The organism is Kitasatospora sp. NBC_00039 (assembly GCF_045160625.1).
Lineage (GTDB): Bacteria > Actinomycetota > Actinomycetes > Streptomycetales > Streptomycetaceae > Kitasatospora.
The window spans coordinates 7,377,411-7,402,957 of the sequence record NZ_CP108289.1 but is presented as its reverse complement, the minus strand read 5'-3'; the positions used below and the strand labels follow the sequence as shown (position 1 = coordinate 7,402,957).

The following is a 25,547-nucleotide window of genomic DNA, read 5'->3' as shown; positions in this document are numbered from 1 at the left end:
GGGGGTCAGCGGAGACGGAGCAGAGCGCAGCCGACCGCGCCGTCGCGGTCGACGGAGGTGACCAGGGCGACCCGGCCGGCGGCCGAGGGGTCGTCCTCGGCGTGCACCAGGACGCCGGCCACCTGGAAGGCGGCCGACGCGGCCACGGTGTCGCCGAGCAGGGCGGCCTGGGTGAGGTGGCGTGGGTCGGCACCGGCGGTGACCTCCTCGATCACCGCCTGCTCCTGCTCGCCCATCGGGCCGGGCACCTCGCTGGTGGAAACCGCCCACAGCTCCTCCGGCCGCACCTGCGCGCGGCGCAGCGCGCGCTGCACGCAGGAGGCCAGGGCGGTACGGACGTCGCCGTCGAGGGCGATGCCCATCTGGACGGCGAGGAGCTCGGCCAGCACCGGCTGGTCCGGGTCGTCGGCGTCCGCCTGCTCGATCAGCAGGAGGCCGCAGCCCTCGCCGGCCGGCTGTGCGGCGCCCTCGGTCCGCGGGTCGCGGGCGTGTTCGTCCAGCCAGGAGCGGGCGTGCGAGAACTCCTCCACCGCGCCGCACAGCACGGTCCGCGCCCGGCCGAAGTGCAGTAGCCTGCGGGAGTAGTTGAGGGCGTACAGACCGGCCGCATGGCCGCCGGCGATGGTGGTGTTGGCGCCCTTGAGCTGGTGCCAGATCGCACTCTGGCCGGCGGCGCAGTTCATCACGGCGTTCGGGAACCGCGCCGGGTCCACGAAGTAGGGCTTCTCGCCGGTGAACGAGTCCCGGGTGAAGTCCATCTGGCTCTGCACGCTTCCGATGGTCGTGCCGAGCACGAGGGCGGAGTGCTCGCCGGTGGCGACCTGCCGGTTGCGCGGCGCGTCGTCGAGCAGCCGGCCCACCGTGGTGACGGCGAGGCCGGTGGCCCGGTCCATCGACCGGGTGCCCTTCTTGCCGAGGATCGCGCGGATGTCGAAGTCCGGTACCAGGCAGGCCGTTTCGGCCGGCGCCTGCCAGGGTTCGCGGGCCAGCGGCGCCTCGGCCACCCGGCGCTCCCGCAGCCCCTCGGTGAACGCCTCCCGGCCGATGCCGAACGGCGACACCGCCGACCAGGCCGTGATGACCGTGCGATTCACAGGGGTTGAGGTCGTACTCATATCTGCTCCGTTGCTCTCCGCGGTTTCGCCTGCCTGATCCGGCACGGCTGTCAGGCCTCGCCCCGAAGCGCCTTGGCGACGCGCTCGTCGAAGGTGACCAGGTTCCACTCGCGCCGGTTGTCGACGACGGCGTAGCCGTGGGTGACCTTGCCGGTGGCGGTCTGGACGAGCTTGCCGTCGCGGACCACGTAGCAGTCCATCCGCGAGGTGTAGGTGTAGTCCTTGAAGATGTTCTCCACCGTGTAGACGGTGTAGAGCTCCTCCTCCATGAGCGCCTCGTCGACGATCTGGATCTTCGAGTGCGGGCAGGCGGGGATCCAGCGGCGCTCATCCATCAGGGTCCGCACCGAGATGCCGCGGTCGGCCAGGAACAGGTCGACGACCTCCTCCATCTGCCGCAGGTAGCTGGACATCTGAAGACGCTCGGAGAAGTGGCAGTACGGGTACGGGATGCGCCACTTCCAGCCGAAGGAGTTGGTGCCGACGGTGAGCAGGTCGAGCACCGGGTCGGGACCGGTGGTGCCGCGGCCGGCGGACAACGAGGTGGTGGCCGCGGTGAGGTCGAGCCCGGAGATGTCGGGCGGCGTCTGCAGGCCTCGCACCGGTGTGCCGAGGCGGTCCGTGACGAAGCGGGCGATCGGGGCCGGCGGCTCGCTCGCCTCCTCGATGTAGCTCTCGCGGCGCAGGACGGCCTTGGCCCGGGCGGCGACCAGCTTGGTCTGCGCGCCCTCGCGCTCACCGGTCAGGGTGACGATGAAGGAGACGGCGGTGTCCTCGTCCCCGGCCTTGGGGACGACGTGCGCCTCGACCGTCTCGTCCATGAAGAGGGCGCTCAGGATACGGGTGTCGAGGTCGACGAGGTCCACGCCGAGGCCGTGGTCCGTGTAGAGCGCGCGGGCCTCCAGACCGGCTTCGGCGAAGTGGAGCAGGATGGCTTCCTCGACGAGGTAGTTGATGTGCTTGAAGCCGATCCAGGTGCAGATGTTGGCGCCCTCGAAGCGGGTACGCAGCGGCACCGTCGTCTCGCTGGTGAGGAGCGCCTTGACTGCGCTTTCGGTCACGGTGGTCATCGGAGGTGCTCCCCTGAAGGTGTGGGTCCGGGGCCGCCTGTCGGTCACGCGGCCGGCAAGGTGCTGACGAAGCGATCGACCACGGCGGCGAGGTCGCCCGCCTGCTCGATCATCAGGAAGTGCCCGCTGCCGGGCAGCAGGTGGAACCGCCCCTGCGGCAGGTCGGCCGCCAGCAGGCGGCCCTCCTCCGGGAGCGCGATGGAGTCGTGCTCGCCCGCGATCACGAGGCAGGGCACGGGGAACAGTTCGGTGCGCAGCCACGGCGTGGCCAGGTAGGTCTCGAAGAACCGGATCCAGCCGTAGGCGCCGACCCGGTCGCGGACCCGCCCGCCGAGCTCTTCGACCAGGTCGTCCGAGACCCGGCCGCCGGCGTGCACCCGCACGCCCTCGGTCATCGTCCGGACGAAGTTCCGGACGGCGATCTCGACCGACTCCCAACCGAAGTCCTCGGGCACGCGACGGTAGAACGGGGACACCAGCACGAGGGCGCGGATGCCGTACTCGGTGAAGGGGTCGGCACCGTGCTCCAGCCGCCGGTGGAGGAACTCCAGCAGACTGTTGGCCCCCATCGAGTGGCCGACCACCACGCCGGCGCCACCGTCCACCGCGCGCAGCGCGTCGGCCACGTACGGCACGACATCGCCCCGCGCGCTCCAGTGGGCCACGCAGTCACCGCGCCAGGGGAGGTCGGCGGCCCAGACCTCGGGGCCGTCCTGCCGGCCGACGTGGGCGAGGAAGGCGTCCCAGACGCTCGCGCTGTTGGCCAGGCCGTGGAGCAGCAGCATCCTGTCGCGGCCGCCGGCCGCGCGGCGGTGCACGACCACCGGCGGCGGTGCGCCGGGCCGGGCCTTCGGCGCCGTTCCGGCGGCGAGGACGCTGCCCGGGCCGGACATCACGCCGCCGGCCGGAGCAGGACGAGTCCGGCGCTGGCGTCGTCGGCGTCACCGCCCGCACTGGCGTACACCGGTCCGGCCCCGCCACGGGCGAACCAGCCGGCGGCCGCGGCGCACTGGAGGACGCCGAGCGCGCCGGAGGCGAGGCCGAAACGGGCACCGAGGTCCTGGCGCGGCACACCGTCCAGCAGCCCCTCCGGCAGCGCGTCCGTCTCCGGCACCTGCCACAGCGCGGGTCGTTCGCCGGCCGCGTCGGAGAGCTTCGCCAGGGAGGCCGCCAGACCGGCGCCGCGCACGACGCCACCCAGAACGGCCAGCGCCGGAGCACCCCGCTCGGCTGCCGCCTCCTCGCTCTCCAGCACCACGGCCGCCGAGCCGTCCACGGTCCGGGCGCCGCCCACGAAGGCGCGCACCGCCGCGTTGTCGGGCTCCACGCCCAGCACGAGCGCCCGGGAGACCCGGCCCGCGCGGATCAGTTCCGCGCCCCAGCGGAGGGCGTCCAGCCCGGAGGTGGCCCCGTTGCAGAGCATCAGGTTCGGGCCGCGCAGGCCGAAGCGGATCGCGACGGAGGAGGCGACGACGTTGCTGGAGGCGTTCGGCAGGTCCATCGGGCTGCCGGCGGCCGCGGTCTCCCGGGTGATGGTGTCCATCGCCCGTGTGATGGTGTCGATGTTGCCGTAGTTGGAGCTGACCACCACCGCGACGCTGAGCGCCGCGACGTTCAGGCCCTCGTCGTCCACCAACGCGGCGTCGCGCAGCGCCGCCTGGGCCGCGCAGTACGCCAGCTGGGTCGCCCGGTCCTTGTAGCGCAGGCCCTTCCTGCCGACGATGTCCCTCGGCTCGACCGCCGGTGCGTCGGCCGGTCCCGGCTCGATCAGCTCACGGGCCGATGCCGCGCGGGGCAGCACCACGCCGACCCCGGTTACCACCACGTTCATCGGACCGCCTCCACGATCGCCACGGCGTTCACGCCGCCGAAGCCGAATGCGTTCAACTGGGCTACGGTCAGGGGTTCTCGGGCAGCCGTGCCGGTGACGATCCGGAAGCCGGCCGCCTCGTCCACCGGGTCGTCCAGCCCGACGGTCGGTGGCACCTGGCCCTCGGCCAGGGAGCTCAGCGTCACGACCAGGCCGAGCAGGCCGGAGGCTCCCGAAGTGTGACCGGTCATGGACTTGATGGCCGTCATCAGCGGTCTGCCCGCGTCGGCGCCGAACGCGTCGGCGAGGGCGGTGGCCTCGGCCTCGTCGTTGAGCAGGGTGCCGGTGCCGTGCACCATGACCAGGTCGATGTCCGCGGGCTTCAGGCCGGCGCGGGCGTGCGCCTCGCGGATGGCCTCGGCGATGCCGACCGGGTCGGGCGCGGTCACGTGGTGGGCGTCGCAGTTGACCGCGACCGTGCGTACCACGCCGTGCACCTTTCGGCCCGCGGCCGGGGTCCGGGTCAGTACGACGGCGGCGGCGCCCTCACCCATGAGGACGCCCGCACGGTTGCGGTCGAACGGCCGCACTCGCTCCGGCGGCACCGGCTGGACCCGCTCCAGCAGGCCGTACATGGTCTCGGTGAGCACGTCCACGCCGGCCACGATCACCGTCTCGGCCGCGCCGCCCGCCAGCAGGTCGGTGGCCAGGCCGAGCGCGTACAGGCCGGCGGAGCAGGCGTTGGAGAAGGTATGGGTGTCGTCGGCGTTGAAGGCCGCGCGCAGCGCCGTACCGAAGTGCAGGTCCTGCGGCGGGAAGTCGATGCCGTCGCGCTGCCACAACTCGACCGAGCGCAGCTCCCGCAGGCCGGTGCCGATCAGGATCGGCACGCCGCTCAGGTCGTGCTCGTCGAGGCCCGCATCGCGGGCTGCCTGGGCGATCGCGTCGATCAGCAGCGCGGTCGCCCGGCGCGGGACGTCGGCCCCGGGCTCGGGGCGGTCGTCCACCTCGTAGGCGAAGCGGGCGTCATGGCGGCTGAGGTCGAAGCCCTTCAACTCGCCCACGCCGGAGACGCCGGCACAGAGATTGGCGAACAGCTCACCCGGATCGCGGCCGACACCGGCGACCGCGCCGGTACCGGTCACAGCCCAACTCATGCCGGCACCTCGTCGTACTTGCCGAGCAGGACCACCGCGTTGTTGCCGCCGAACGCCAGCCCGTTGTTCTGGACGATCCGCAGCTCGGCCTCGACGGCGACGTTCGGAACGCAGTCGACATCGCACTCGGGGTCGGTGGTGGTGTGGTTGATGGTCGGCGGAATGAACCTGTTGGTGATCGCGAGGGCGCAGCCGATGGCGGACAGCGCGCTCGCCGCGCCCATGGTGTGGCCGATCATCGACTTCATCGAGATGACCTTCGGCGGCCGCGCTCCGAAGACCTCGCGGATCGCCCGCGCCTCGGTGACGTCGTTGGCCTTGGTGCCGGTGCCGTGGGCGGAGATGAGGTCCACCTGCTCGGGCTTGACCCCGGCGTTCTCCAGGGCGATCTCCATGCACCGGCCGACGCTGTCCTGGTTGGGCGCGACCTGGTGGTAGGCGTCGCAGTTCAGGCCGTAGCCGAGCACCTCGGCGTAGATGCGCGCGCCGCGGGCGAGCGCGGAGTCGAGGCTTTCCAGTACCAGGATCCCGGCGCCCTCGCCCGTGAGGATGCCCTTGCGGTCCACGTCGAAGGGCCGGCACCGGTCGGGCGCGATGGTGCCCAGGCGGTAGAACCCGGAGAAGGTCTTGCGGCACATGGCGTCCGCACCGCCGCACAGGGCGTACTCGGCCTCGCCGGAGCGGACCGCGTCGAAGCCGTAGCCGATCGCGTAGTTGCCGGCGGCGCAGGCGGTCGGGATCGTCACCGCCTCGACGTCGGACAGCTCCAGCTCCTGGGCGATGGCCGCGGACAGCCGCCCGGCCGCAACCCGGCGGGCGGACTCGGGCGCCATGTGCTCGGGGCCGTGCAGCACCTCGGCCTCCACCATGTGGTCGAGGTCGCGGGACTCGCCGTCCGTGGTGCCTATGGTGACGACCCCGGGTCGTGACCGCCAGACCTCGAGGTCCAGCCCGGCGTCGTCGATCGCCATCCGGGCGGCGGCGACGGAGTACTGGGTGGCCCGGCCGAGCTGCTCGACGGGCAGGTGCCGGATCCACCGCTCGGGCTCGAACCCGACCACCTCGCACCCGTTCGCGTAGTCGAAGCCCTCGACGTCGAACACGGTGATGGGCTTGGCTCCACTGCTCCCGCTGCGAAGGCCCTGCAGGAACTCGCCGGCTCCCATCCCGATACTGGAGACCACCCCCAGCCCGGTGATCACCACTCTGCGCGGGCCAGCCTGCCCCGACATTGCCATCCCGACCTCTCCGTCCCTGTTCCGGCCGTGCCCTGTCCGAACGAAGTCGCCGACTACCAGCCGGCGGCCTCGGAGACGACCTCGTAAACACCCTTGAGGTTCACCATGCGGGCCAGCTCGGACTGGTCGATGGTGATGCTGAATTCCTTCTCCAGATTCGCGAGAATCTCGATCGAACGCAGCGAGTCGGCGCTGTGCTCCTCCTTGAAGAGGCTGGTCTCGGTAACTTCGTCCTCCTCGATCTCGAGAATGTCACAGACGATCTCCTTGATCTTCTGGAACTGCTCGTCGTACGAAGCCATGGTGGGCGACCTTCCTTTTCGGTGCGACACCCGGGGAAACGGCCCGGGCTTTCTGCCGGAGATCGTTCTATGACACCCCCACGGGCACCGGCAACAGCGACGGCAGAATGCTGCCAAGTCGGCCGGCCCGGAACATCCGGCGCCGCCCCGCATCCGCACCGACCAGGACGTCCGGGGGCTGGAGAGCTCGGCAACCTCGCCGACCGAGGACCCTTTCCGTCCGGCGCGGCCATTGCAGCAACCTGCCACCCGGCGGAATCCCGTCACGAACTCCTGCACCATCGGGCCCTGCCCCGGTGGCCGAAGTCGGCGGCCGATCCGCTCCCACACTCGATTCTTCGATGTGGACTGTCGGCCGGAGAGGCCGGCCAGCCAGCATGGCCACGGATGATCGGTGAATGAACCATCCAGACGACTAGGAGTGGGTTCTCAGTGAGCGCGGACCACAAGACCACGTGTTTCACGGGCCTGACCGTTGACCACATTCAAGTCTATGTAAGCGATATCGCCTCGAAGGCCCAGGCGTTCGCGGGTAATTACGGCCTGCGCCCGGTCGGTTCCGCCCGCGTTCCGGGAACGGCCCACTCCTACACGCTGGCGTCGTCGGACATCCTGTTCGTGCTGACCGAGCCGATGACGGACGACCACCCCGGCTCCGCCTATCTGGAGCAGCACGGCGAGGGCGTGGCCGACATCGCGCTGGGGACCGACGATGCGCGCGCCGCGTTCCACGAGGCGGTCCGGCGCGGGGCGAGCCCGGTGGCGGAGCCGGTGGAGCGGGAGGGCTTCGTCCTCGCCTCGATCATGGCCTTCGGGGACGTGGTGCACACCTTCGTGCAGCGTCCGACCGGGGCGGCGCGGCACGCGCTGCCCGGGTTCCTCCCGCAGACGGACCTCCAGGCTTCGGCGGAGCTGGGGCTGCGCGAGGTCGACCACTTCGCGATCTGCGTCGAGGCGGGGCAGCTCGACGAGGTCGTCAGGTTCTACTGCGACATCCTCGACTTCAGCATGATCTTCGAGGAGCGCATCGTCGTCGGCACCCAGGCGATGAACTCGAAGGTGGTGCAGAGCGCATCCGGTCTGGTCACCCTCACCGTCATCGAGCCGGATCTGAGCCGCGATCCGGGCCAGATCGACTCGTTCCTGAAGAACCACGGCGGCGCCGGCGTCCAGCATGTCGCCATGGCGACCGAGGACATCGTCACCTCCGTCGGTGAACTGGTCCGACGCGGAGTGGAGTTCCTGTCCACCCCCGGGACGTACTACGAGCTCCTGGCGGACCGCATCGAGGTCTCCCGGCACTCGGTGGACGAGCTGCGCGGCCTGAACCTGCTGGTCGACGAGGACCACGAGGGACAGCTGTTCCAGGTCTTCGCCCGCTCCACCCACCCGCGCGGAACCTACTTCTTCGAGGTCATCGAACGGGCCGGTGCCAGGACCTTCGGCAGCGGCAACATCAAGGCGCTCTACGAGGCGGTCGAACTGCACCACGAACAGGCCCGGCAGCGTGAGCAGGAGGCTCAGCAGTCCCTGTTGTCCCACGCGGAACCGCAGCGGCCGGCCGGCCGGTGAGCGGCGGAAATCGAAGAGAAAGGGGCACTGCCGTGGAGACCATCCGCGTCGAAGGCCTGACCAAGTCCTACGCCGGCACCGCGGCGCTGTCCGCGGTCGACTTCACGGCCCGGGCCGGCACCGTCCTGGGGCTGCTGGGCCCGAACGGCTCCGGCAAGACGACCACAGTACGGATCCTCGCGACCCTCCTACGCCCGGATGACGGGCGCGCCTGGGTCGCCGGCCACGACGTCACGGCCGCGCCGGACCGGGTCCGTGCGGCGATCGGTCTCACCGGCCAGTACGCGGCGGTGGACGACGAGCTGACCGGACAGCAGAACCTGGAGCTGATCGGACGGCTGCTGGGCTTGTCCCGCCCTGCGGCACGCGGCCGCGCCACGGAACTGATCGAGCGGTTCCAACTGGAGGAGGCGGCCCGGCGCATGGCCAAGACCTACTCCGGCGGAATGCGGCGACGGCTGGACGTTGCGGCGAGTCTGGTCGGCCGCCCCCGCGTGCTCTTCCTCGACGAGCCGACCACCGGCCTCGACCCGCGCAGCCGCAGCGAGGTCTGGACGCTCGTGCGCGAGCTCGTCAAGGACGGCGTCACGGTCCTGCTCACCACGCAGTACCTGGAGGAGGCCGACCAACTGGCCAACGACCTGGTGGTCCTGAACCAGGGGCGGGTGGCCGCCACCGGCACCCCGACCGAGCTGAAGTCCCGGGTCGGCGGACTCACGCTGGAGGTCCGGGTCCTGGACCCGACCCGCTGCGCCGAGGTGGCCGACTACCTCACGGGGATCAGCGGAGCGGAGGCCACCGTGGACAAGGACACCGGCCTGATCGGCGCCCCGGCCGGCGACGCGAAGTCCCTGCGCCTGCTGGCCCAGCAACTGGAGGACGCCGAGGTGCCGTTCGTCGAACTGGCGCTGCGCCAGGCGACGCTCGACGAGGTCTTCTTCGCCCTGACCGGCCGCGGCGCGTCCCAGGCCACCCCCGAGGCCGTGCCGGCCGGAGCTGTCGAAGGGAATCGTCGATGAGCGTCACCGATCCGAGCGTTCAGTCCGCACCGCTGACGAACGCGACCCGTGGCGGCCTGCTGAGCCACACGATGATCCTCGCGGGCCGCAACCTGACCAAGCTCCGGAGCGCACCGCAGCTCGTGGTGTTCAGCGCCCTGCAGCCCATCATCATGATGGTGCTCTTCATGGTCCTGTTCGGCGGCGCGGTCTCCGGCAGCCAGTCGGACTACCTCCAGTTCCTGCTGCCGGGGATGCTCGCCCAGAACGCGGCCTTCATGGTGGTCAACGTGGGGCAGGGGATCAACAGCGACATCGAGAAGGGCATCTTCGACCGGTTCCGCAGCCTGCCCATCACCCGGTCCGCGCCGCTGGCCGCGCACATCCTGGGCGATCTGCCCCGGCAGGCGGCGTCCACGATCGTCATCCTGGTCTTCGGGTTCTGCGTCGGGTTCCGGACCCACACCGACCCGCTCTCCGTCCTCGCGGCCGTCCTGCTGGTCCTTCTGGTGTCGTTCGCCTTCTCCTGGATCTCCCTGACGATCGGTCTGGTGTCGAAGAAGCCCGAGTCGGTCAACATGCTCTCGATGATGCTGCTGTTCCCCATGGCGTTCGGCAGTAACACCCTGGTCGGCACCGGCACACTGCCGGGCTGGCTCCAGGCCTGGTCCAAGATCAACCCCGTATCGCTGCTGACCGACTCCATCCGGGGCCTGCTGACCGGGCCGACATCCGGAGCCGGCTCGCACGTGCTGGCGACGGTGCTGGCGTGCGCAGTGGTGCTCGCCCTGTTCGTGCCGCTGTCCATCCGCGCGTACGGGCGCCGGATCTAAGCGCCGTCACCGGAACCGGACGCGACGTCGCCCAGCCACAGGGCTGGGCGCTTCGCCCGGTTCCCGTTCGGGCTCTCTCATCATCTTGTTCATTGCAGAAGGGGACGTACCGTGTCTAGCGAGACCTCGAAGCGCACCACGAGCGACGATGTGGCCGACCGTTCGAGGCGTGAACTTCCGCTGACAGCTGCACAGTTGGGTATCTGGCATGCGCAGCAGCTCGACCCCTTCAGCACGGCCTACCAAGGTGGTGAGTACCTGGAGATCGCCGGCCCGGTCGACGCCACGCGACTGGAGCAGGCGGTCCGGCAGACCCTGCACGAGGCACAGACGCTCCGCGCGCGCGTGACGGAGGGACCGGACGGCCCCCGGCAGGTCGTGGAACCGGCGGCCGGCTGGACCCTTCCCGTGGTTGACCTCTGCCACGAGCCCGATCCGCGGGCCGCGGCCGAGCAGGAGATGTGGCGGGTGCTGGGCACCCCCCTCGACCCGGGCACCGACCCGCTCTTCGGCTGTGTGCTGTTCGCCGTGGAGCCGGACCGCTTCCTGTGGTTCCACCACTACCACCACCTGGTGGCGGACGGTTTCACGGTCTCCGCGGTCGCCCGGCGCGTCGCCGAGCTCTACACCGCGGCGGCGAACGCCGACCAGGAGGTCGCCGCGCCGTTCCTGCCGCTCGCGGAGCTGATCGAGGCGGACGCCGCCTACCGGGCGTCCGAGCAGTTCGAGACCGACCGCGCGTTCTGGGCTCTGGAGCTCGCGGACGCGCCCACGCCGGCGTCGGTCGCCACCAAGCCTCCGGCGCTGCCGCGCACCAAGGTGCGGCGCACCATGACCCTGGGCGCGACCGAGCTGGAAGGGCTGCGCGGCGCGGCCCGCGAGGCAGCGGTGGCCTGGCCGGTGGCCGTGTTCACCGCGGTGGCGGTCTATCTGCAGCGCATCGCCGGAACCGACGAGGTCACGCTCGGCATTCCGGTGACGACCCGGCTGGGCCGGACCGCCCTGCAGACGCCGGGCATGGTGTCCAACGTGCTGCCGCTGCGGCTCTCGCTGCGCTCCGGCATGACGGTCGAGGAGGCGCTCCGCCACGTTTCCGGACGCCTGCGCGAGATCATGCGGCACCAGCGCTACCGCTACGAGGACCTGCGCCGCGAGCACGGCGGTACCGGCCGGCACAACGTCCTGGTCGGTCCCCAGGTCAACGTCATGGCCTTCGGAACCGAGCTGACCTTCGACGGGAACCCCGTCACCGTCCACAACCTGTCGATCGGTCCGACCGACGACCTCTCGGTCGTGGTGTACACCCGGGCCGAGGGCACCGAGCTGCGCATCGACGTCGACGGCAACGCCGACCGGTACCGGGCGGACGAGATCGCCGCGCACCAGCGGCGCCTGGGCCTGGTCTTCGAGCAGCTCGCCTCGGCCGACGGCGACCTTCCGCTCGGGCGGCTGGAGATCCTCACCCCCGCCGAGCAGGCCCTCGCTCCGGCGGCCGGCAGCAGCGTCTTCCCCGCCGCACGGATTCCGGCGCCGACCGCGACCCTGACCGGTCTGTTCTCGCAGCAGGCCCGACGGACACCGGACGCCCCGGCGCTGACGTACGCCGGCACCACGCTGACCTATGACGAACTGAACGCCCGGGCCAACCGGCTGGCCCACCACCTGATCCGCCGGGGCGCGGGCCCGGAGCGCTACGTCGCCCTGGCCCTGCCGCGTTCGCTGGACCTCGTCGTCGCGGTCCTGGCCGTCCTCAAGACCGGCGCCGCCTACGTTCCGATGGACCCCGCGGCGCCGGCCGACCGGTTGGCGTTCATGCTGCGCGACGCGCGCCCCGCGCTGCTGGTGACCGCCGGTGTCGCGGACGGCCCGGCCGACGCGGACCAGCAGTTCGCGGTGCCACGGCTGATCGTGGACGCGCCCGAGGTCCTGGCCGCCCTGGCCGAGGAGCCGTCCACCGACCCGGTGATCGACGGACTCACGCCGGACAACTCCGCGTACGTCATCTACACCTCCGGCTCCACCGGACGCCCCAAGGGCGTCGTGGTCAGCCACCGCAACGTCCTGCGCCTGTTCACCGCCGCCGCCGAGCATTTCGACTTCGGGCCGACGGACGTGTGGACGATGTTCCACTCCTTCGCCTTCGACTTCTCGGTCTGGGAGATCTGGGGTCCGCTCCTGCACGGCGGCCGGCTCGTGGTGGTGCCGTTCGACGTGTCGCGCTCCCCCGAGGACTTCCTCGCGCTGCTGGCCGAGGAGCACGTGACCGTCCTGAACCAGACCCCGTCGGCATTCCACCAGCTCGTCCAGGCCGATCGGGAGCGTCCCGACCGGCCGCTGGACCTGCGCTACGTGGTCTTCGGCGGTGAAGCGCTGGACCTGGGCCGGCTGGCGGCCTGGTACGACCACCGCGCCGACGACGCACCCGTCCTGGTCAACATGTACGGGATCACCGAGACCACGGTGCACGTCAGCCACCTCGCGCTCGACCGCACCCTCTCCGCCCGCGCCTCCGGCAGCCTCATCGGCGGCCCGCTGAACGACCTGGGCCTGCTCGTCCTGGACCAGGCGCTCCAGCCGGTGCCCGCGGGGGTCGTGGGTGAGCTCTACGTGGTCGGCGCGGGTCTGGCCCGCGGCTACCTGGGACTCTCCGGGCTGACGGCGAGCCGGTTCGTGGCCGCGCCCTTCGCAGCGGCCGGCCAGCGGATGTACCGCACCGGCGACCTCGCGCGGCGGCAGGCGGACGGCTCGCTCGAATACGTCGGCCGCGCCGACGACCAGGTGAAGATCCGCGGCTTCCGGATCGAACTGGGCGAGATCGAGGCCGTGCTCAGCAGCCTCCCGGGCACGGCCCAGGCCACCGTCCTCGCCCGCTCGGACGGGCCCGGCGAGACCACTCTGGTGGCCTACGTGGTGCCGGCCGCCGACGAGCCGTTCGACCTTGCGGAGCTGCGCCGGCTCGCCGCCTCGGCCCTGCCGGACTACATGGTGCCGAGCGCCTTCGTGTCCGTCCCGGCGATGCCGCTGACGGTGAACGGCAAGATCGACCGGGCTGCGCTGCCCGCACCGGACCTGAGCGCCGGGGTGTCCGGACGGGCGCCGCGCACCGACCGGGAGTCGCTGCTGTGCGACCTCGTCGCCGAGTTGCTGAACCTGCCGCGGGTCGGTATCGACGACGACTTCTTCGCCCTGGGCGGCGACAGCATCCTGTCGATCCAGCTGGTCGGCGCCGCCAGGCGCGCCGGCCTCCGGTTCACCACCCGCGACGTCTTCCAGAGCCGCACCGTCGAGGCGCTGGCCGCGGTGGCCGACCATGGCCCGGCCCAGGCCGCCGACCACGAACCCGACACCGGCGAACTTCCCGCCACCCCCGTGATCCGCTGGCTCCAGGAGCGGGGCGGGCAGATCGACCAGTACCACCAGGCGATGACCTTCACCACCCCGGCCGGGGCCGGTGCCGACGATCTGACCGCAGCCCTCCAGGCGCTCCTCGACGGCCACGACGCCCTGCGCGCGCGGCTGCTGGCGACCGGTGACGACGCGTGGCGGCTGGCCGTCGCGCCCCGCGGCGCGGTGTCGGCGGCCGACTGCCTGCGGCACGTCGTGCTCGGCGAGGACGCCGACCCGGCCGAGCGCGAGATGCAGGACGCGGTCCGCCGCCTGGCGCCCCTCGACGGCGTGATGCTGCAGGCCGTGTGGTTCGACGCCGGCCCGGACCGGCCCGGCCGGATGGTGCTCGTCCTGCACCACCTGGTGGTCGACGGCGTCTCCTGGCGCATCCTGCTGCCCGACCTCGCGGCGGCCTGGCAGGCCGTGCGCGAGGGACGCGACCCGCGCACCGCACCGGTCGGCACCTCCCTGCGCCGCTTCGCCGGCCTGCTCACCGCGCAGGCCGCCGCCGGCGCCCGGGAAGCCGAACTGCCCTACTGGCGTGAGGTCCTGCGCACCGACGATCCGCTGCTGGGCGACCGCCCGCTGGACGCCGCGATCGACCTGGCGGGGACGCAGAGCCGGCTGACGCTCACCCTGCCCGCCGACCTCTCCACCGCCACCCTGGCCACCGTCCCGACCGCCTTCCACACCGGCGTCCGCGATGTCCTGCTGGCTGGCTTCGCCGCCGCCGTCGCGCAGTGGCGGCACGACCTGGGCCGCGGATCGCAGCCGACGGTCCTGCTGGACCTGGAAGGCCACGGCCGGGAGGCCGTCGAGGACGACGTCGACCTGACCCGCACCGTGGGCTGGCTGACCACCCTGTTCCCCGCCCGCTTCGACCTCGGCTCGCTGGACTTCGCCGAGCTCGCCGTCGGCGGTCCGGCCGCCGGGCTGGCGCTGCGGCAGGTCAAGGAGGAGCTGCGGGCCATCCCGGACTCCGGTATCGGGTACGGCATCCTGCGCCACCTGGCACCGCCGCGGACCCTGCTGGGCGACGCGGACGACCGCGCCCCGCAGATCCTCTTCAACTACCTCGGACGGTTCGGCACCGCCGACACCTCCCAGGCGTGGACCCCGCTGCCGGGCCTGGAGGGGTTCACCGGCGCCGAGGACCCGTCGATGCCGGTCAGCCACGCCCTGCAGGTCAACGTGCTGGCGCACGAGCGGGCCGAGGGGCCGGAGCTGACCGCGGTGCTGTCCTGGCCGCAGGGCGTGCTGACCGAGGAGGCCGTGGCCGCGCTGACCCTGCGCTGGCGTGAGGCCCTGGAGGGCTTCGCCGCACATTCCGACCGGCCCGACAGCGGCGGCATCACCGCCGCGGACGTCCCGCTGGCCGCGCTGACCCAGAGCCGGCTCGACGCCCTCGCGGCCGAGGCCGGCCCGCTGGCCGACGTGCTGCCGCTCGCCCCGCTGCAGCAGGGCCTGCTGTTCCATGCCGAGTACGACACCCAGCAGCCGGACGCCTACACCGTGCAGTTCCGCTTCGAGCTGGAGGGTCCGGTCGACCCCGCGCGGCTGCGCCGGGCCGTGGAGGCCTCGCTGCACCGCCACCCCCAGCTGCGGGCGGGCTTCTGGCACGACGGGTCAGGCGCCCCGGTCCAGTTCGTGCCCCGCGCGTTCACCGTGCCGTGGCAGGAGCTGGACCTGAGCGGCCTGGGCGAGGACGCCCTCGCCGCCGAGCTGGACCGCATCATGGCCGACCAGCCGCGCTTCACCCCCCGTCGGCCCCCGCTGTTCCACTTCATCCTGGTGCGGACCGCGACGGACCGGCACAGCCTCGTCTTCAGCCACCACCACCTCCTCTTGGACGGCTGGTCGGTCCCGCTGCTGCTGCGCGAGATCCTCGCCGGGTACGCCGCGGACGCCGACACCGCCGCTCCGGCGCCGGCCGTCGGCTACCACGCGTACGCCGAGTGGCTGCGCGACCAGGACCGGGCCGCGGCCGAGAAGGCCTGGCGCGCAGCGCTGGCCGACCTGCCGGGCCCGACCCGGCTCGCCACCCGCGACGCCCAGCCCGTCGGCGGCAGCATCGCCGAACTCGCGGTGGAGCTCGGTACCCCGCTCACCGGCGCGCTGGAGCGCGCCGGCCGACGGCACGGGATCACCCTCGGCACCCTCGTGCAGGGCGCCTGGGCGGTCCTGCTCGGCGGCCTGACCGGGACTCAGGACGTGCTCTTCGGCGGCACCGTCGCCGGCCGCCCGGCCGAGGTCGACGGCATCGAGTCGATGGTGGGCCTGTTCATCAACACCCTGCCGGTCCGCGCCCGGTTCAGCGGCGCAGAGCCCGTCCACGGGCTGCTCGCACGCCTGCAGGGCGAGCAGGCGGAGCTGACCGGCCACCAGCACCTTCCGCTGGCCGAGGTGCAGCGCCTGGGCGGCGTCGGCGAGCTGTTCGACACCCTGCTGGTGATCGAGAACTACCCGTTCGAGCCGGAGTCGCTGAAGACCGCCGACGGCGGCCTGCGGGTCGTGGGCATCGACGGCCGGGACGACACCCACTACCCGCTGAGCATCGCCGTGATGATGGGCGAGTCGCTGCGCCTGCGGCTGGGACACCGCACCGACCTGCTCGCGACCGAGCAGGTGCGGGCCGTCGCGGCGGGCCTGGTGCACGTCCTGGAGCAGTTCGCCGACGACCTGGAGCAGCCGGTCGGCCGGGTCCGGCTGCTGGACCCGGCCGCCCGGGCCTCGGTCCTCGGCCGGGGACGCGGCACGGCCGCCCCGGTGGCCGCGGGCACCGTCGTCGGGCTGCTGGAGGAGCACGCCGAACGGACCCCGGACCTCACGGCGCTGGTCGGCGGTGACGGCACGCTGACGTACGCGGAGCTCAACGCCCGGGCCAACCGGCTCGCCCGCCTGCTGACCGGCCGCGGGGTCGGACCGGAGCGGACGGCCGGTCTCCTGATGCCGCGCGGCACCGACACGATCGTCGCGATGTTCGCGGTCCTGAAGGCCGGCGGGGCCTACCTGCCGATCGACCCGGGTCTCCCCGCCGAGCGGATCCGCTTCGCGATCGACGACACCGCCCCGGCCGTCGTGGTGACCACCCGCGACCTGGCCGCCGGCCTCGCCCCGGCGCTGTCCGGCGCGTCCCTCCTGCTCGTGGACGAGGCGGCGACCGTCGCCGAGCTCGCCGCGCTCCCCGCGCACGACCGCACCCCGGAGGAGCCGGGTGCCGCGGCGCGTCCGGAGAACCTGGCCTACCTCATCCACACCTCCGGCTCCACCGGTGTGCCCAAGGGCGTCGGGGTCGAGCACCGCAACCTGATGAACCTGTTCACGGCCCACCGGCACGACCTCTTCGAGCCGGCCGTGGCGGCCGCGGGCGGACGGCGCTTCCGCGCCGCCATGACCGCGTCGCTGTCGTTCGACACGTCCTTCGACGGCGTGCTCTGGATGCTCGCCGGCCATGAACTCCACGTCATCGACGACGACGTGCGCCGCGATCCCCGGGCCCTGGTGTCCTACGTCACGGCGCAGCGGGTCGACTTCCTCGACGTCACCCCGTCCTACTGCGCGCAATTGCTGGACGCCGGGCTCCTCGACGATGCCGACACGGCCCCCGCGGTGCTCATGCTCGGCGGTGAGGCGCTCGGCCCGGATCTCTGGGCCCGTCTGCGCGCCGCCCGTACGACGGCGAGCCACAACTTCTACGGCCCGACCGAGTACACGATCGACGCCCTGTCGTACCCGCTGAGCGGCTCGGAGCAGCCCGTGATCGGCGGCCCGCTGCGCAACGGGCGGGCGTACGTGCTCAACGGCGCGCTCCAGCCGGTGGCGCCGGGCGCGCCCGGCGAGCTGTACCTCGCCGGGCCGCAGGTGGCCCGCGGCTACGCCGGCCGGCCGGCGCTGACCGCCGACCGGTTCGTCGCCGACCCATTCGGTTCGGGCGGGCGCATGTACCGCACCGGTGACGTCGTGCGCTGGTCCGAGCAGGGGCGGCTCGAGTTCCTCGGCCGTGCGGACGAGCAGGTGAAGATCCGCGGCTACCGCATCGAACTCGGCGAGATCGAGCAGGCGTTGGCCGCGCACCCCGCGGTGTCCCGGGCCGCGGTGGTGGCCCGGACCGACGCGCCCGCGGTGACCCGGCTGGTGGCCTACGCCGTCGGAACGGCCGGGCCGGTGGATCCGGTGGAGCTGCGGGCCCACCTGGCCCGGTCCCTGCCCGAGTACATGGTCCCGGCCGCGGTGGTGCCGATCGCGGAACTGCCGCTCACCGTGAACGGCAAGCTCGACGTCGCCGCGCTGCCCGCACCCGACTTCACGGCCGCGGTCTCCTCGCGGTCGGCGGGCACCCCGGCCGAGCACACGCTGTGCGAGCTGTTCCAGGAGGTGCTGGGCCTGCCCGCGGTGGGGGTCGACGACGACTTCTTCGCGCTCGGCGGCGACAGCATCATCTCCATCCAGCTGGTCAGCCGTGCCCGCCGCGCCGGACTCGAGATCAGCCCCCGCGACGTCTTCACGCGTCGCACCGTGGCGGCACTGGCCGCCGGGGCGACGCCGGCCACCGACCGCGGGACGACCCGCGACCCGGCCGCGGTCGGCGAGGTGCCGCTGACCCCGATCGTCCACGCGCAGCACGAGCTGGGCGGTCCGGTCGACGGCTTCCACCAGGCCTTCGTGCTGGCGCTGCCGGCCGACGTGGCGGCGGACCGGCTGGCCCGGGTACTGCAGACGGTGGTGGATCACCACGACGCACTGCGCCTGCGGCTGGACGTGAGCGACGGCGACTGGAAGCTGGCCGTCCGGGAACGGGGCCTGGTCCACGCCGACGCCCTCCTGTCCCGTACCGCGGTCGAGGTGCCGCGGGACGAGGCGCGCGACGAGGCCTTCGACGCCGCGCTCCGCACCGAACTCCCGCTGTCCCAGGCACGCCTGGATCCGGCGGCCGGGACCGTCCTCGACGCGGTGTGGTTCGACGCGGGCCCCGCCCACGCCGGGCGGCTGCTGCTGAGCATCCACCACCTGGCCGTCGACGGGGTGTCCTGGCGGATCCTTCTGGAGGACCTGCGCCTCGCCTGGGAGGCGCAGGAAGCCGGACAGGAGCCTCAGCTCCCCCCGGTGGGAACGTCGCTGCGGTCCTGGGCGACGCAGCTGGAGGAGCTGGCCCGGACTCCGGAGCGGGAGCGGGAGCTGCCGCTGTGGATGGACCTGCTGCGCGCCGGCGGCCCCGCCGTGGCCGACCGCGCGCTGGAGCCGGCGCGGGACGTGGCCGCGACCGCTCGTACCCTCACCGTGTCCGTCCCCTCGGCGCAGACCGTGCCGCTGCTCACCACCCTGCCCGCGGCCTTCTCCACCGGCGTGACCGAGATCCTGCTGGCCGGCTTCGCCCTGGCCGTCGCCGACTGGCGCCGCCACCGGGGCCAGCCGGCGGAGGGCCCGCTGGTGGACGTGGAGAGCCACGGCCGGCACGACCTCGTCGACGGCGCCGACCTCTCCCGGACGGTCGGCTGGTTCACCGAGCAGCACCCGCTCCGGATCGACCCCGGCCCGCTGGACTGGGGCGACGTCTCCCTCGGCGGTCCGTCCGTCGGCCAGGCGGTCAAGCGGGTCAAGGAGCAGATCAACGCGCTGCCCGGCAACGGGGCCGGCTTCGGCCTCCTGCGGTACCTCAACCCGGGCACCGCCCCGGCCCTGGCGAAACTGCCGTCCGCCGAATGGGGCTTCAACTACCTGGGCCGGTTCTCCGGCGGGGGCACCGGCCGGGACTGGGCGCCGGTCGGCACGACCGGTCTGATCGGCGGGGCCGACCCGCAGATGCCCCTGGAGCACGCCGTCGACCTGACGCTGGTCACCGAGGACCGCCCCGAGGGCCCGGTGCTGGTCGCGACCTGGACGTGGGCGGGTGAACTGGTCTCCGAGCAGGAGATCGAGCAGCTCTCCCAGGCCTGGCTGCGGTCGGTCGACGCGCTCACCGCCCACGCCGCGGACCCGGCGGCCGGCGGCCGGACCCCGTCCGACTTCCCGCTGGTGTCGCTGTCCATGCGTGAGGTGGAGCTGCTCGAGGCCGCCCAGCCCGCGCTGGTCGACGTCCTGCCGCTGGCCCCGCTGCAGCAGGGCCTGATGTTCCAGAGCCTGGCGAGCGAGGGCGAGCTGGACCTCTACACCTCGCTGTTGACCCTGGACGTGCGCGGGCCGCTGGACGTGGCTCGGCTGCGCGCCGCCTGGGACGAACTGGTGGTCCGGCATCCCAACCTGCGGACCGAGTTCCGCCAGGAGGGGCTGCGGGACACCGTCGCCGTCGTCGTGGCATCCGTGGAGCTTCCGTGGACGCACGTCGACTTGTCCGGGCTCGAACCGGAGGACCGTGCCGAGCGGCTGCGCGGGCTCGTCGAGCAGGAGCGGGGCCACCGCTTCGACCTCGGCAACGCACCGCTGCTCAGGTTCACCGTCGTACGGCTCGGCGCCGATCACCACCAGCTGCTGTTCACCAACCACCACATGTTGGTGGACGGCTGGTCGATGCCGATGCTCTTCGCCCAGCTGTTCGACATGTACCACGGCGACGAGCGCACCCCCCGGCTCCCGTACACCTACCGGGACTACCTCGCGTGGCTGGGCCGCCAGGACCGGGACGCCGCGGAACTGGCCTGGAGGCACGAGCTGGCCGACCTGGACGGTCCCACCCTGCTGGCGCCGGCCAAGCTCTCGCGCGAGGTCGTGGTTCCGTCGCGCCTGACCACCGAGTTGTCCGAGGATGCGACCGCAGCGCTGACCGCCACCGCGCGTCAGTACGGCCTCACCCTCAACACGGTGGTGCAGTCGGCGCTCGCGGTGCTGATCGCCCGGCTCACCGGGCGGACGGACGTCGTGTTCGGCACGACTGTCTCCGGTCGCCCGGCCGAGCTGCCCGGGATCGAGGACATGCTCGGCATGTTCATCAACACCATCCCGGTGCGGGCGGCGATCCGCCCCGAGCAGACCCTGCTGGAGACGGCGAAGCTGCTGCAGGAGCGTCAGTCGGCGCTGCTCGACCACCACCACCTCGGGCTGGCCGACATCCAGCGGGCGGCGTCCCAGCGCGAACTGTTCGACACCGTCATCTCCTTCCAGAACTTCCCGCTGCAGCAGGCCCTGCCCGACCTCGGCGAGGCCGCCCTGGAGGTGACGGCCGCCGAGAGCACCGACGCCAGCCACTACCCGTTCGTCTTCCACGCGTTCCCCGGGGACCGCATGGAACTGCGCATCACCTACCAGCCCGACCTGCTGGACGAGGCGGCGGCACGGGCGATGCTGGAGCGGCTGGCCCTGGCCGTGGCGGCGTTCGCCGCCCAGCCGGAACGTCCGGTGGGCCGGCTCGACCTGCTCGCCGAGGGCGAGCACGACGAGCTGCGCCGCTTCGCGTCCGGCGGCACCGCGTCCGTGACGGCCGGCCACCTCGCCGAGCTGTTCGAGCGGATGGTCGCCACGACGCCGCAGGCTCCGGCGGTGCGCTGGGAGGACCGGACGCTCAGCTACGAGGAGCTCAACCGGCACGCCAACCGGCTCGCCCGCCGGCTGGTCGCGAGCGGCGTCGGGCCCGAGCGTTTCGTGGCGGTGGTCCTGCCCAGGTCCCTGTCGTGGATCATCGCGGTCCTCGCGGTGGCGAAGGCCGGCGGCGCCTACCTGCCGGTCGACCCGGAGTACCCGCAGGACCGGATCGAGTTCATGCTCTCCGACGCGCAGCCGGTGCTCGCCGTCACGTCGAGCGCGACCGCGGACACGGTGGCCCGGGTGATCGGCCTCCCGCAACTGCGGCTCGACGACGCCGACGTCGTCTCCGCAGTCGCCGCCGAGCCGGACGACGACCTGCGCGATGCCGATCGCCTCGGCACCCCGGGCGTCGCGGGTGCCGCGTACATGATCTACACCTCCGGCTCGACCGGCCGTCCGAAGGGCGCCGTCGTCACGCACGCGGCGCTGGCCGCCCTGGCCGACCTGCACACGAGCAGGCTCGGGGCGGGGCCGGGCAAGCGGGTCCTGCAGTTCGCCTCGCCCAGCTTCGACGCGTCGGTCTGGGAGATCTGCATGGGGCTGCTGACCGGCGCCACGCTGGTACTGGCACCCGCGCACCGGCTGATGCCGGGCCCGGCGCTCGCCGAGCTGATCGCCGAGCACGAGGTCACCCATGCCACGATCCCGCCCACTCCGCTCGGAGCGGTCGGCGACGAGGCACTGCCGAGCCTCGAAGCGCTCGTCGTGGCGGGCGAGGCCACCCCGGCCGAACTCGTCGATCGCTGGGCCCCGGGCCGCACCATGATCAACGCGTACGGGCCGACCGAGACCACGGTCTGCGCGACCGTCAGCGGCGCGCTCGACACCGGCCGCCCCACCATCGGCACCCCGATTCCGCACACGCAGGTGCGGGTGCTGGACTCGGCGCTCCGCCCCTCGCCGGTGGGCATCGCGGGCGAGGTCTACATCAGCGGTCTGCCCCTGGCCCGCGGCTACTGGAAGCGCGCCGGCCTGACGGCCGAGCGGTTCGTGGCCGACCCCTTCGGTCCGCCCGGCGCCCGCATGTACCGCACCGGTGACCTGGCGCGCTGGCGTGCCGACGGCGAGCTGGACTTCCTCGGCCGGGCCGACCACCAGGTCAAGCTCCGCGGTTTCCGGATCGAACCGGCGGAGATCGAGACCGTGCTGGCCCGGGCCACGGGCGTGGCCGAGGCGCTGGTGACGGTCCGCGAGGACCAGCCGGGCGACCCTCGTCTGGTCGCCTACCTGCTGGCCGCCGACGGCCCGGACCTCGACCTGGACGCGGTCATCGCCACGGCCGGCGCGGCCCTGCCCGACTACATGGTTCCGCAGGCCTTCGTGGTCCTCACGGCCTGGCCGATGACGCCCAACGGCAAACTGGACCGGGCCGCGCTGCCCGCGCCGCAGGCGCCGACGACCGTCGGACGGCCCGCCCGGACCATGACCGAGCAGGTGCTGTGCACCCTGTTCTGCGACGTGCTCGGCCTGCCCGCGGTCGGAGTCGACGACGACTTCTTCGCGCTGGGCGGCCACTCCCTGCTCGCCAGCCGACTGGCCAGCCGCATCCGCACCACCTTCGGGGCGGAGCTGCCGGTCCGGACGCTGTTCGACAACCCGACCGTCGCCGGTGTGGCCGAGTGGTTCGACCGCGCGACCGCGGGACGCCCGCCGCTGCTCCCGATGCCGCGGCCGGAACGCCTCCCGCTGTCGCACGCCCAGCGGCGCCTCTGGTTCATCGACCGCTACGAGGGCAGTAGCGCCACGTACAACATGCCGATCGCGATGCGGCTCTCCGGTCCGCTGGACACCGCTGCGCTGCGCTCGGCGGTGGCCGACGTGGTGGCCCGGCACGAGGCCCTGCGCACGGTCTTCCCCGACGAGGCGGGAGTGCCGTGGCAGCGGATCCTTCACCCCGACCAGGTCCGGATCGACCTCCCGGTCACCACCGTGGCCGAGGACGGGGTCGAGGCCGCGATGACCGTGGCGGCCCGTCGGCTCTTCGACCTGGAGGTCGACCCGCCTCTGCGCGTCGAGCTGCTGCGGCTGGACGCCGCGACGCACGTCCTGGTTATCGTGATCCACCACATCGCCGGTGACGGCTGGTCGATGGGGCCGCTGTGCCAGGACATCACCACCGCCTACGCGGCACGGCTGCACAGGCAGGAGCCGGCCTGGGAGCCGCTGCCGGTCCAGTACGGCGACTACACGCTCTGGCAGCACGAACTGTTGGACGAGCACGCCGGCCCGGACAGCCCGTTCGCCCGTCAGCTCCGGTTCTGGACCCAAGCCCTGGACGGCGTTCCGGAGCAGCTCACGCTGCCGACCGACCGCCCGCGGCCCCCGGTGCCCAGCTACCACGGCGACGACGTCGTCTTCCACGTGGACGACACGACTCACACCGGGCTGTCGGAGCTGGCACGCCAGTGCGGGGTCACCGTATTCATGGTGCTCCAGGCCGGTCTCTCGGCGCTGCTGACCCGGCTCGGGGCGGGCACCGACCTGCCGCTGGGCAGCCCCGTCGCGGGCCGCTCCGACGAGACCGTCGAGGACATGGTCGGTTTCTTCGTCAACACCGTGGTGCTGCGCAACGACACCTCGGGGAACCCGACCTTCCGGGAGCTGCTGGACCGGGTGCGCCGGACGGACCTGGACGCCTACTCCAACCAGGACATGCCGTTCGAGCGGCTGGTGGACGCCATCAAGCCGGAGCGGGACCCGTCCCGCCACCCGCTGTTCCAGATCGCCTTCGGTCTGCAGAACGACGCCACGCCCGTCCTGGCGCTGCCCGAGGTGGAGAGCCGCGAGGAGTTCGTCGGCATGAAGGTCGCCCGTTTCGACCTCATGTTCGGCTTCACCGAGACGCACGACGCGGACGGTCTCCCGGCCGGTATGAACGGCTCCGTGGAGTTCGCCACCGACCTCTATGACGCGCGGACCGTCGAGGTGTTCGTCCAGCGGCTGATCCGGCTGCTGGCGAGCGCCGCCGATGATCCGGACCTCCGCCTGGACGCGCTCGCGATCATGGACGAGGAGGAGCGCGGCCGCGTGGTCGTCGAGTGGAACGACACCGCGCGCCCCGCCCCGGCCGGCACCCTGGTCAGCCGCTTCGAGGAGCAGGCCGCCCGGACCCCGGAGGCCACCGCGCTGACCGGCCCGGACGGCACGCTGGACTATGTCACCCTCAACGCGCGGGCCAACCGGCTCGCCCGGCTGCTGGTCGAGCGCGGGGTAGGGCCGGAGAGCCTGGTGGCGATCGCGCTGCCCCCCTCCGTCGAGCAGGTGCTCGCGGTGCTCGCGGTGCTCAAGGCCGGCGCCGGCTACCTGCCGCTCGACCCGCGCCACCCCGCGGAGCGGATCGGCTACGTGCTCGGCGACGCGGACCCCGCACTCGTGCTCTGCACGGCCCAGGGCGCCGCCCAGCTGCCCGCGGACGACACCCGGCCCCGCCTGTGGCTGGACGCGGCCGAGACGGCGGCGGCGCTGGCCGAGCGGCCGGACCACGACCTGTCCGACCAGGAGCGGACACTGGCACTGCGTCAGGGCAACATCGCCTACGTCATCTACACCTCCGGATCCACCGGGCGGCCCAAGGGCGTGCTGGTCAACCACGCCTCCGTCCTGCAGTACCTGGCCTGGGCGGCGGACGTCTATCCCGCGCTCGCCGGCGGGACGGCGCTGCTCCACTCGCCGATCTCCTTCGACCTCACGGTCACCGCGCTGTTCGGGCCCCTGATCTCCGGTGGGCGCCTGCACGTGGCCCCGATGGAGGAGGACCGGCGCACGGAAGAGGCGCTGGCGGCCGACCCGCTGTCCTTCGTCAAGGCGACGCCCACCCACCTGCGGCTGCTCGACGCGCTGCCGCCGGAGTTCTCCCCCACCGGGGACCTGGTGACCGGCGGCGAGGCACTGACCGGTGCCGCCCTGGCGGGCTGGCGCGCTCGGAACCCGCAGGCCACCGTGTACAACGAGTACGGCCCGACCGAGACCACCGTCGGCTGCAGCGTCCACCGCATCGCACCCGGCGAGGACCCCGGTCCCGGCGTGGTCGTCCTCGGCCCGCCCGCGTGGAACACCCGCATGTACGTGCTGGACGCCCATCTGCAGCCCGCCCCGGTGGGTGTGCCGGGCGAGCTGTACATCGCCGGCGGGCTGCTGGCCCGCGGCTACCTCAACCAGGGCGGGCTGACCGCGGGGCGTTTCGTCGCCGACCCGTTCGGCGCGCCGGGCGAGCGGATGTACCGCACCGGCGACCTCGTCCGCTGGCTCCCTGACGGCAACCAGGAGTTCGTCGGCCGGGTCGACGACCAGGTCAAGGTCCGCGGCTACCGGATCGAGACCGGTGAGATCGAGGAGACACTGCGCCGGCACCCCGGAGTGGACGAGGCCGTGGTGGTGGTGCGCACCGATCGCGCCGACGATCCGCAGCTGGTGGCCTACGTGGTGCCCGGCACGGACTCCTCCCCGGAGGAGTCCGGCACCGCGGACGAGCAGGTCGACCAGTGGCAGCAGGTGTACGAGCTGATGTACGGCGCGGAGCGGCCGGAGGAGTTCGGCGAGGACTTCAGCGG

11 protein-coding genes (1 of these 11 only partly in view) are annotated in these 25,547 nt (G+C 72.7%); 4 read left to right on the top strand and 7 right to left on the bottom strand.

Annotation, left to right across the window (positions count from 1 at the left end; translation table 11 throughout):
• Nucleotides 1-5: 5 nt before the first annotated feature.
• The 7 genes from OG286_RS32900 to OG286_RS32870 are packed head-to-tail and all read right to left on the bottom strand — an operon-like array spanning nucleotide 6 to nucleotide 6,692.
• Nucleotides 6-1,115: a beta-ketoacyl synthase N-terminal-like domain-containing protein gene (locus tag OG286_RS32900; RefSeq protein WP_396325265.1), complete on the bottom strand. Its 1,110-nt coding sequence runs from the start codon at nucleotides 1,113-1,115 to the stop codon at nucleotides 6-8.
• 50 nt (nucleotides 1,116-1,165) lie between these two features.
• Entirely contained in the window at nucleotides 1,166-2,185 is a 1,020-nt protein-coding gene (locus OG286_RS32895) for a hypothetical protein (protein WP_405359018.1), read from the bottom strand.
• A gap of 44 nt (nucleotides 2,186-2,229) precedes the next feature.
• Nucleotides 2,230-3,078: an alpha/beta fold hydrolase gene (locus OG286_RS32890; RefSeq protein WP_396325280.1), complete on the bottom strand. Its 849-nt coding sequence runs from the start codon at nucleotides 3,076-3,078 to the stop codon at nucleotides 2,230-2,232.
• Nucleotides 3,078-4,016, bottom strand: a complete 939-nt coding sequence (locus tag OG286_RS32885; protein WP_396325267.1) for a beta-ketoacyl synthase N-terminal-like domain-containing protein — start codon at nucleotides 4,014-4,016, stop codon at nucleotides 3,078-3,080. The genes OG286_RS32890 and OG286_RS32885 overlap by 1 nt, the downstream gene beginning before the upstream one ends.
• Nucleotides 4,013-5,152 (bottom strand): beta-ketoacyl-[acyl-carrier-protein] synthase family protein, encoded by a 1,140-nt coding sequence (locus tag OG286_RS32880; protein WP_396325268.1) that lies wholly within the window; start codon nucleotides 5,150-5,152, stop codon nucleotides 4,013-4,015. Before OG286_RS32880 ends, OG286_RS32885 begins: the two co-directional genes overlap by 4 nt.
• Nucleotides 5,149-6,390 carry a beta-ketoacyl-[acyl-carrier-protein] synthase family protein gene (locus OG286_RS32875; RefSeq protein ID WP_405359020.1) on the bottom strand — a complete coding sequence of 414 codons (1,242 nt, stop codon included), beginning with the start codon at nucleotides 6,388-6,390 and terminating at the stop codon, nucleotides 5,149-5,151. Before OG286_RS32875 ends, OG286_RS32880 begins: the two co-directional genes overlap by 4 nt.
• Nucleotides 6,391-6,443: 53 nt before the next feature.
• Nucleotides 6,444-6,692, bottom strand: coding sequence for an acyl carrier protein (locus tag OG286_RS32870; RefSeq protein ID WP_396325270.1), 249 nt, complete (start codon nucleotides 6,690-6,692; stop codon nucleotides 6,444-6,446).
• 432 nt (nucleotides 6,693-7,124) lie between these two features.
• Here OG286_RS32870 and hppD point away from each other — a divergent pair, with 432 nt between their 5' ends.
• From hppD to OG286_RS32850, 4 genes are all read left to right on the top strand, one after another.
• Nucleotides 7,125-8,264, top strand: a complete 1,140-nt coding sequence (gene hppD / locus OG286_RS32865) for a 4-hydroxyphenylpyruvate dioxygenase (RefSeq protein WP_396325271.1) — start codon at nucleotides 7,125-7,127, stop codon at nucleotides 8,262-8,264.
• Between the two features lie 32 nt (nucleotides 8,265-8,296).
• Complete coding sequence (locus OG286_RS32860; protein ID WP_396325272.1) at nucleotides 8,297-9,283, top strand: ATP-binding cassette domain-containing protein; 987 nt, start codon at nucleotides 8,297-8,299, stop codon at nucleotides 9,281-9,283.
• A complete protein-coding gene (locus tag OG286_RS32855; RefSeq protein ID WP_396325273.1) occupies nucleotides 9,280-10,095 on the top strand; it encodes an ABC transporter permease in 816 nt (271 codons plus the stop codon). The genes OG286_RS32860 and OG286_RS32855 overlap by 4 nt, the downstream gene beginning before the upstream one ends.
• Before the next feature lie 111 nt (nucleotides 10,096-10,206).
• Nucleotides 10,207-25,547, top strand: the 5' portion of a protein-coding gene (locus OG286_RS32850) for an amino acid adenylation domain-containing protein (protein WP_405365969.1). The gene runs 1,618 nt beyond the window's last position; only the first 15,341 of its 16,959 coding nucleotides appear in the window; it begins with the start codon at nucleotides 10,207-10,209; its stop codon lies off the right edge, out of view.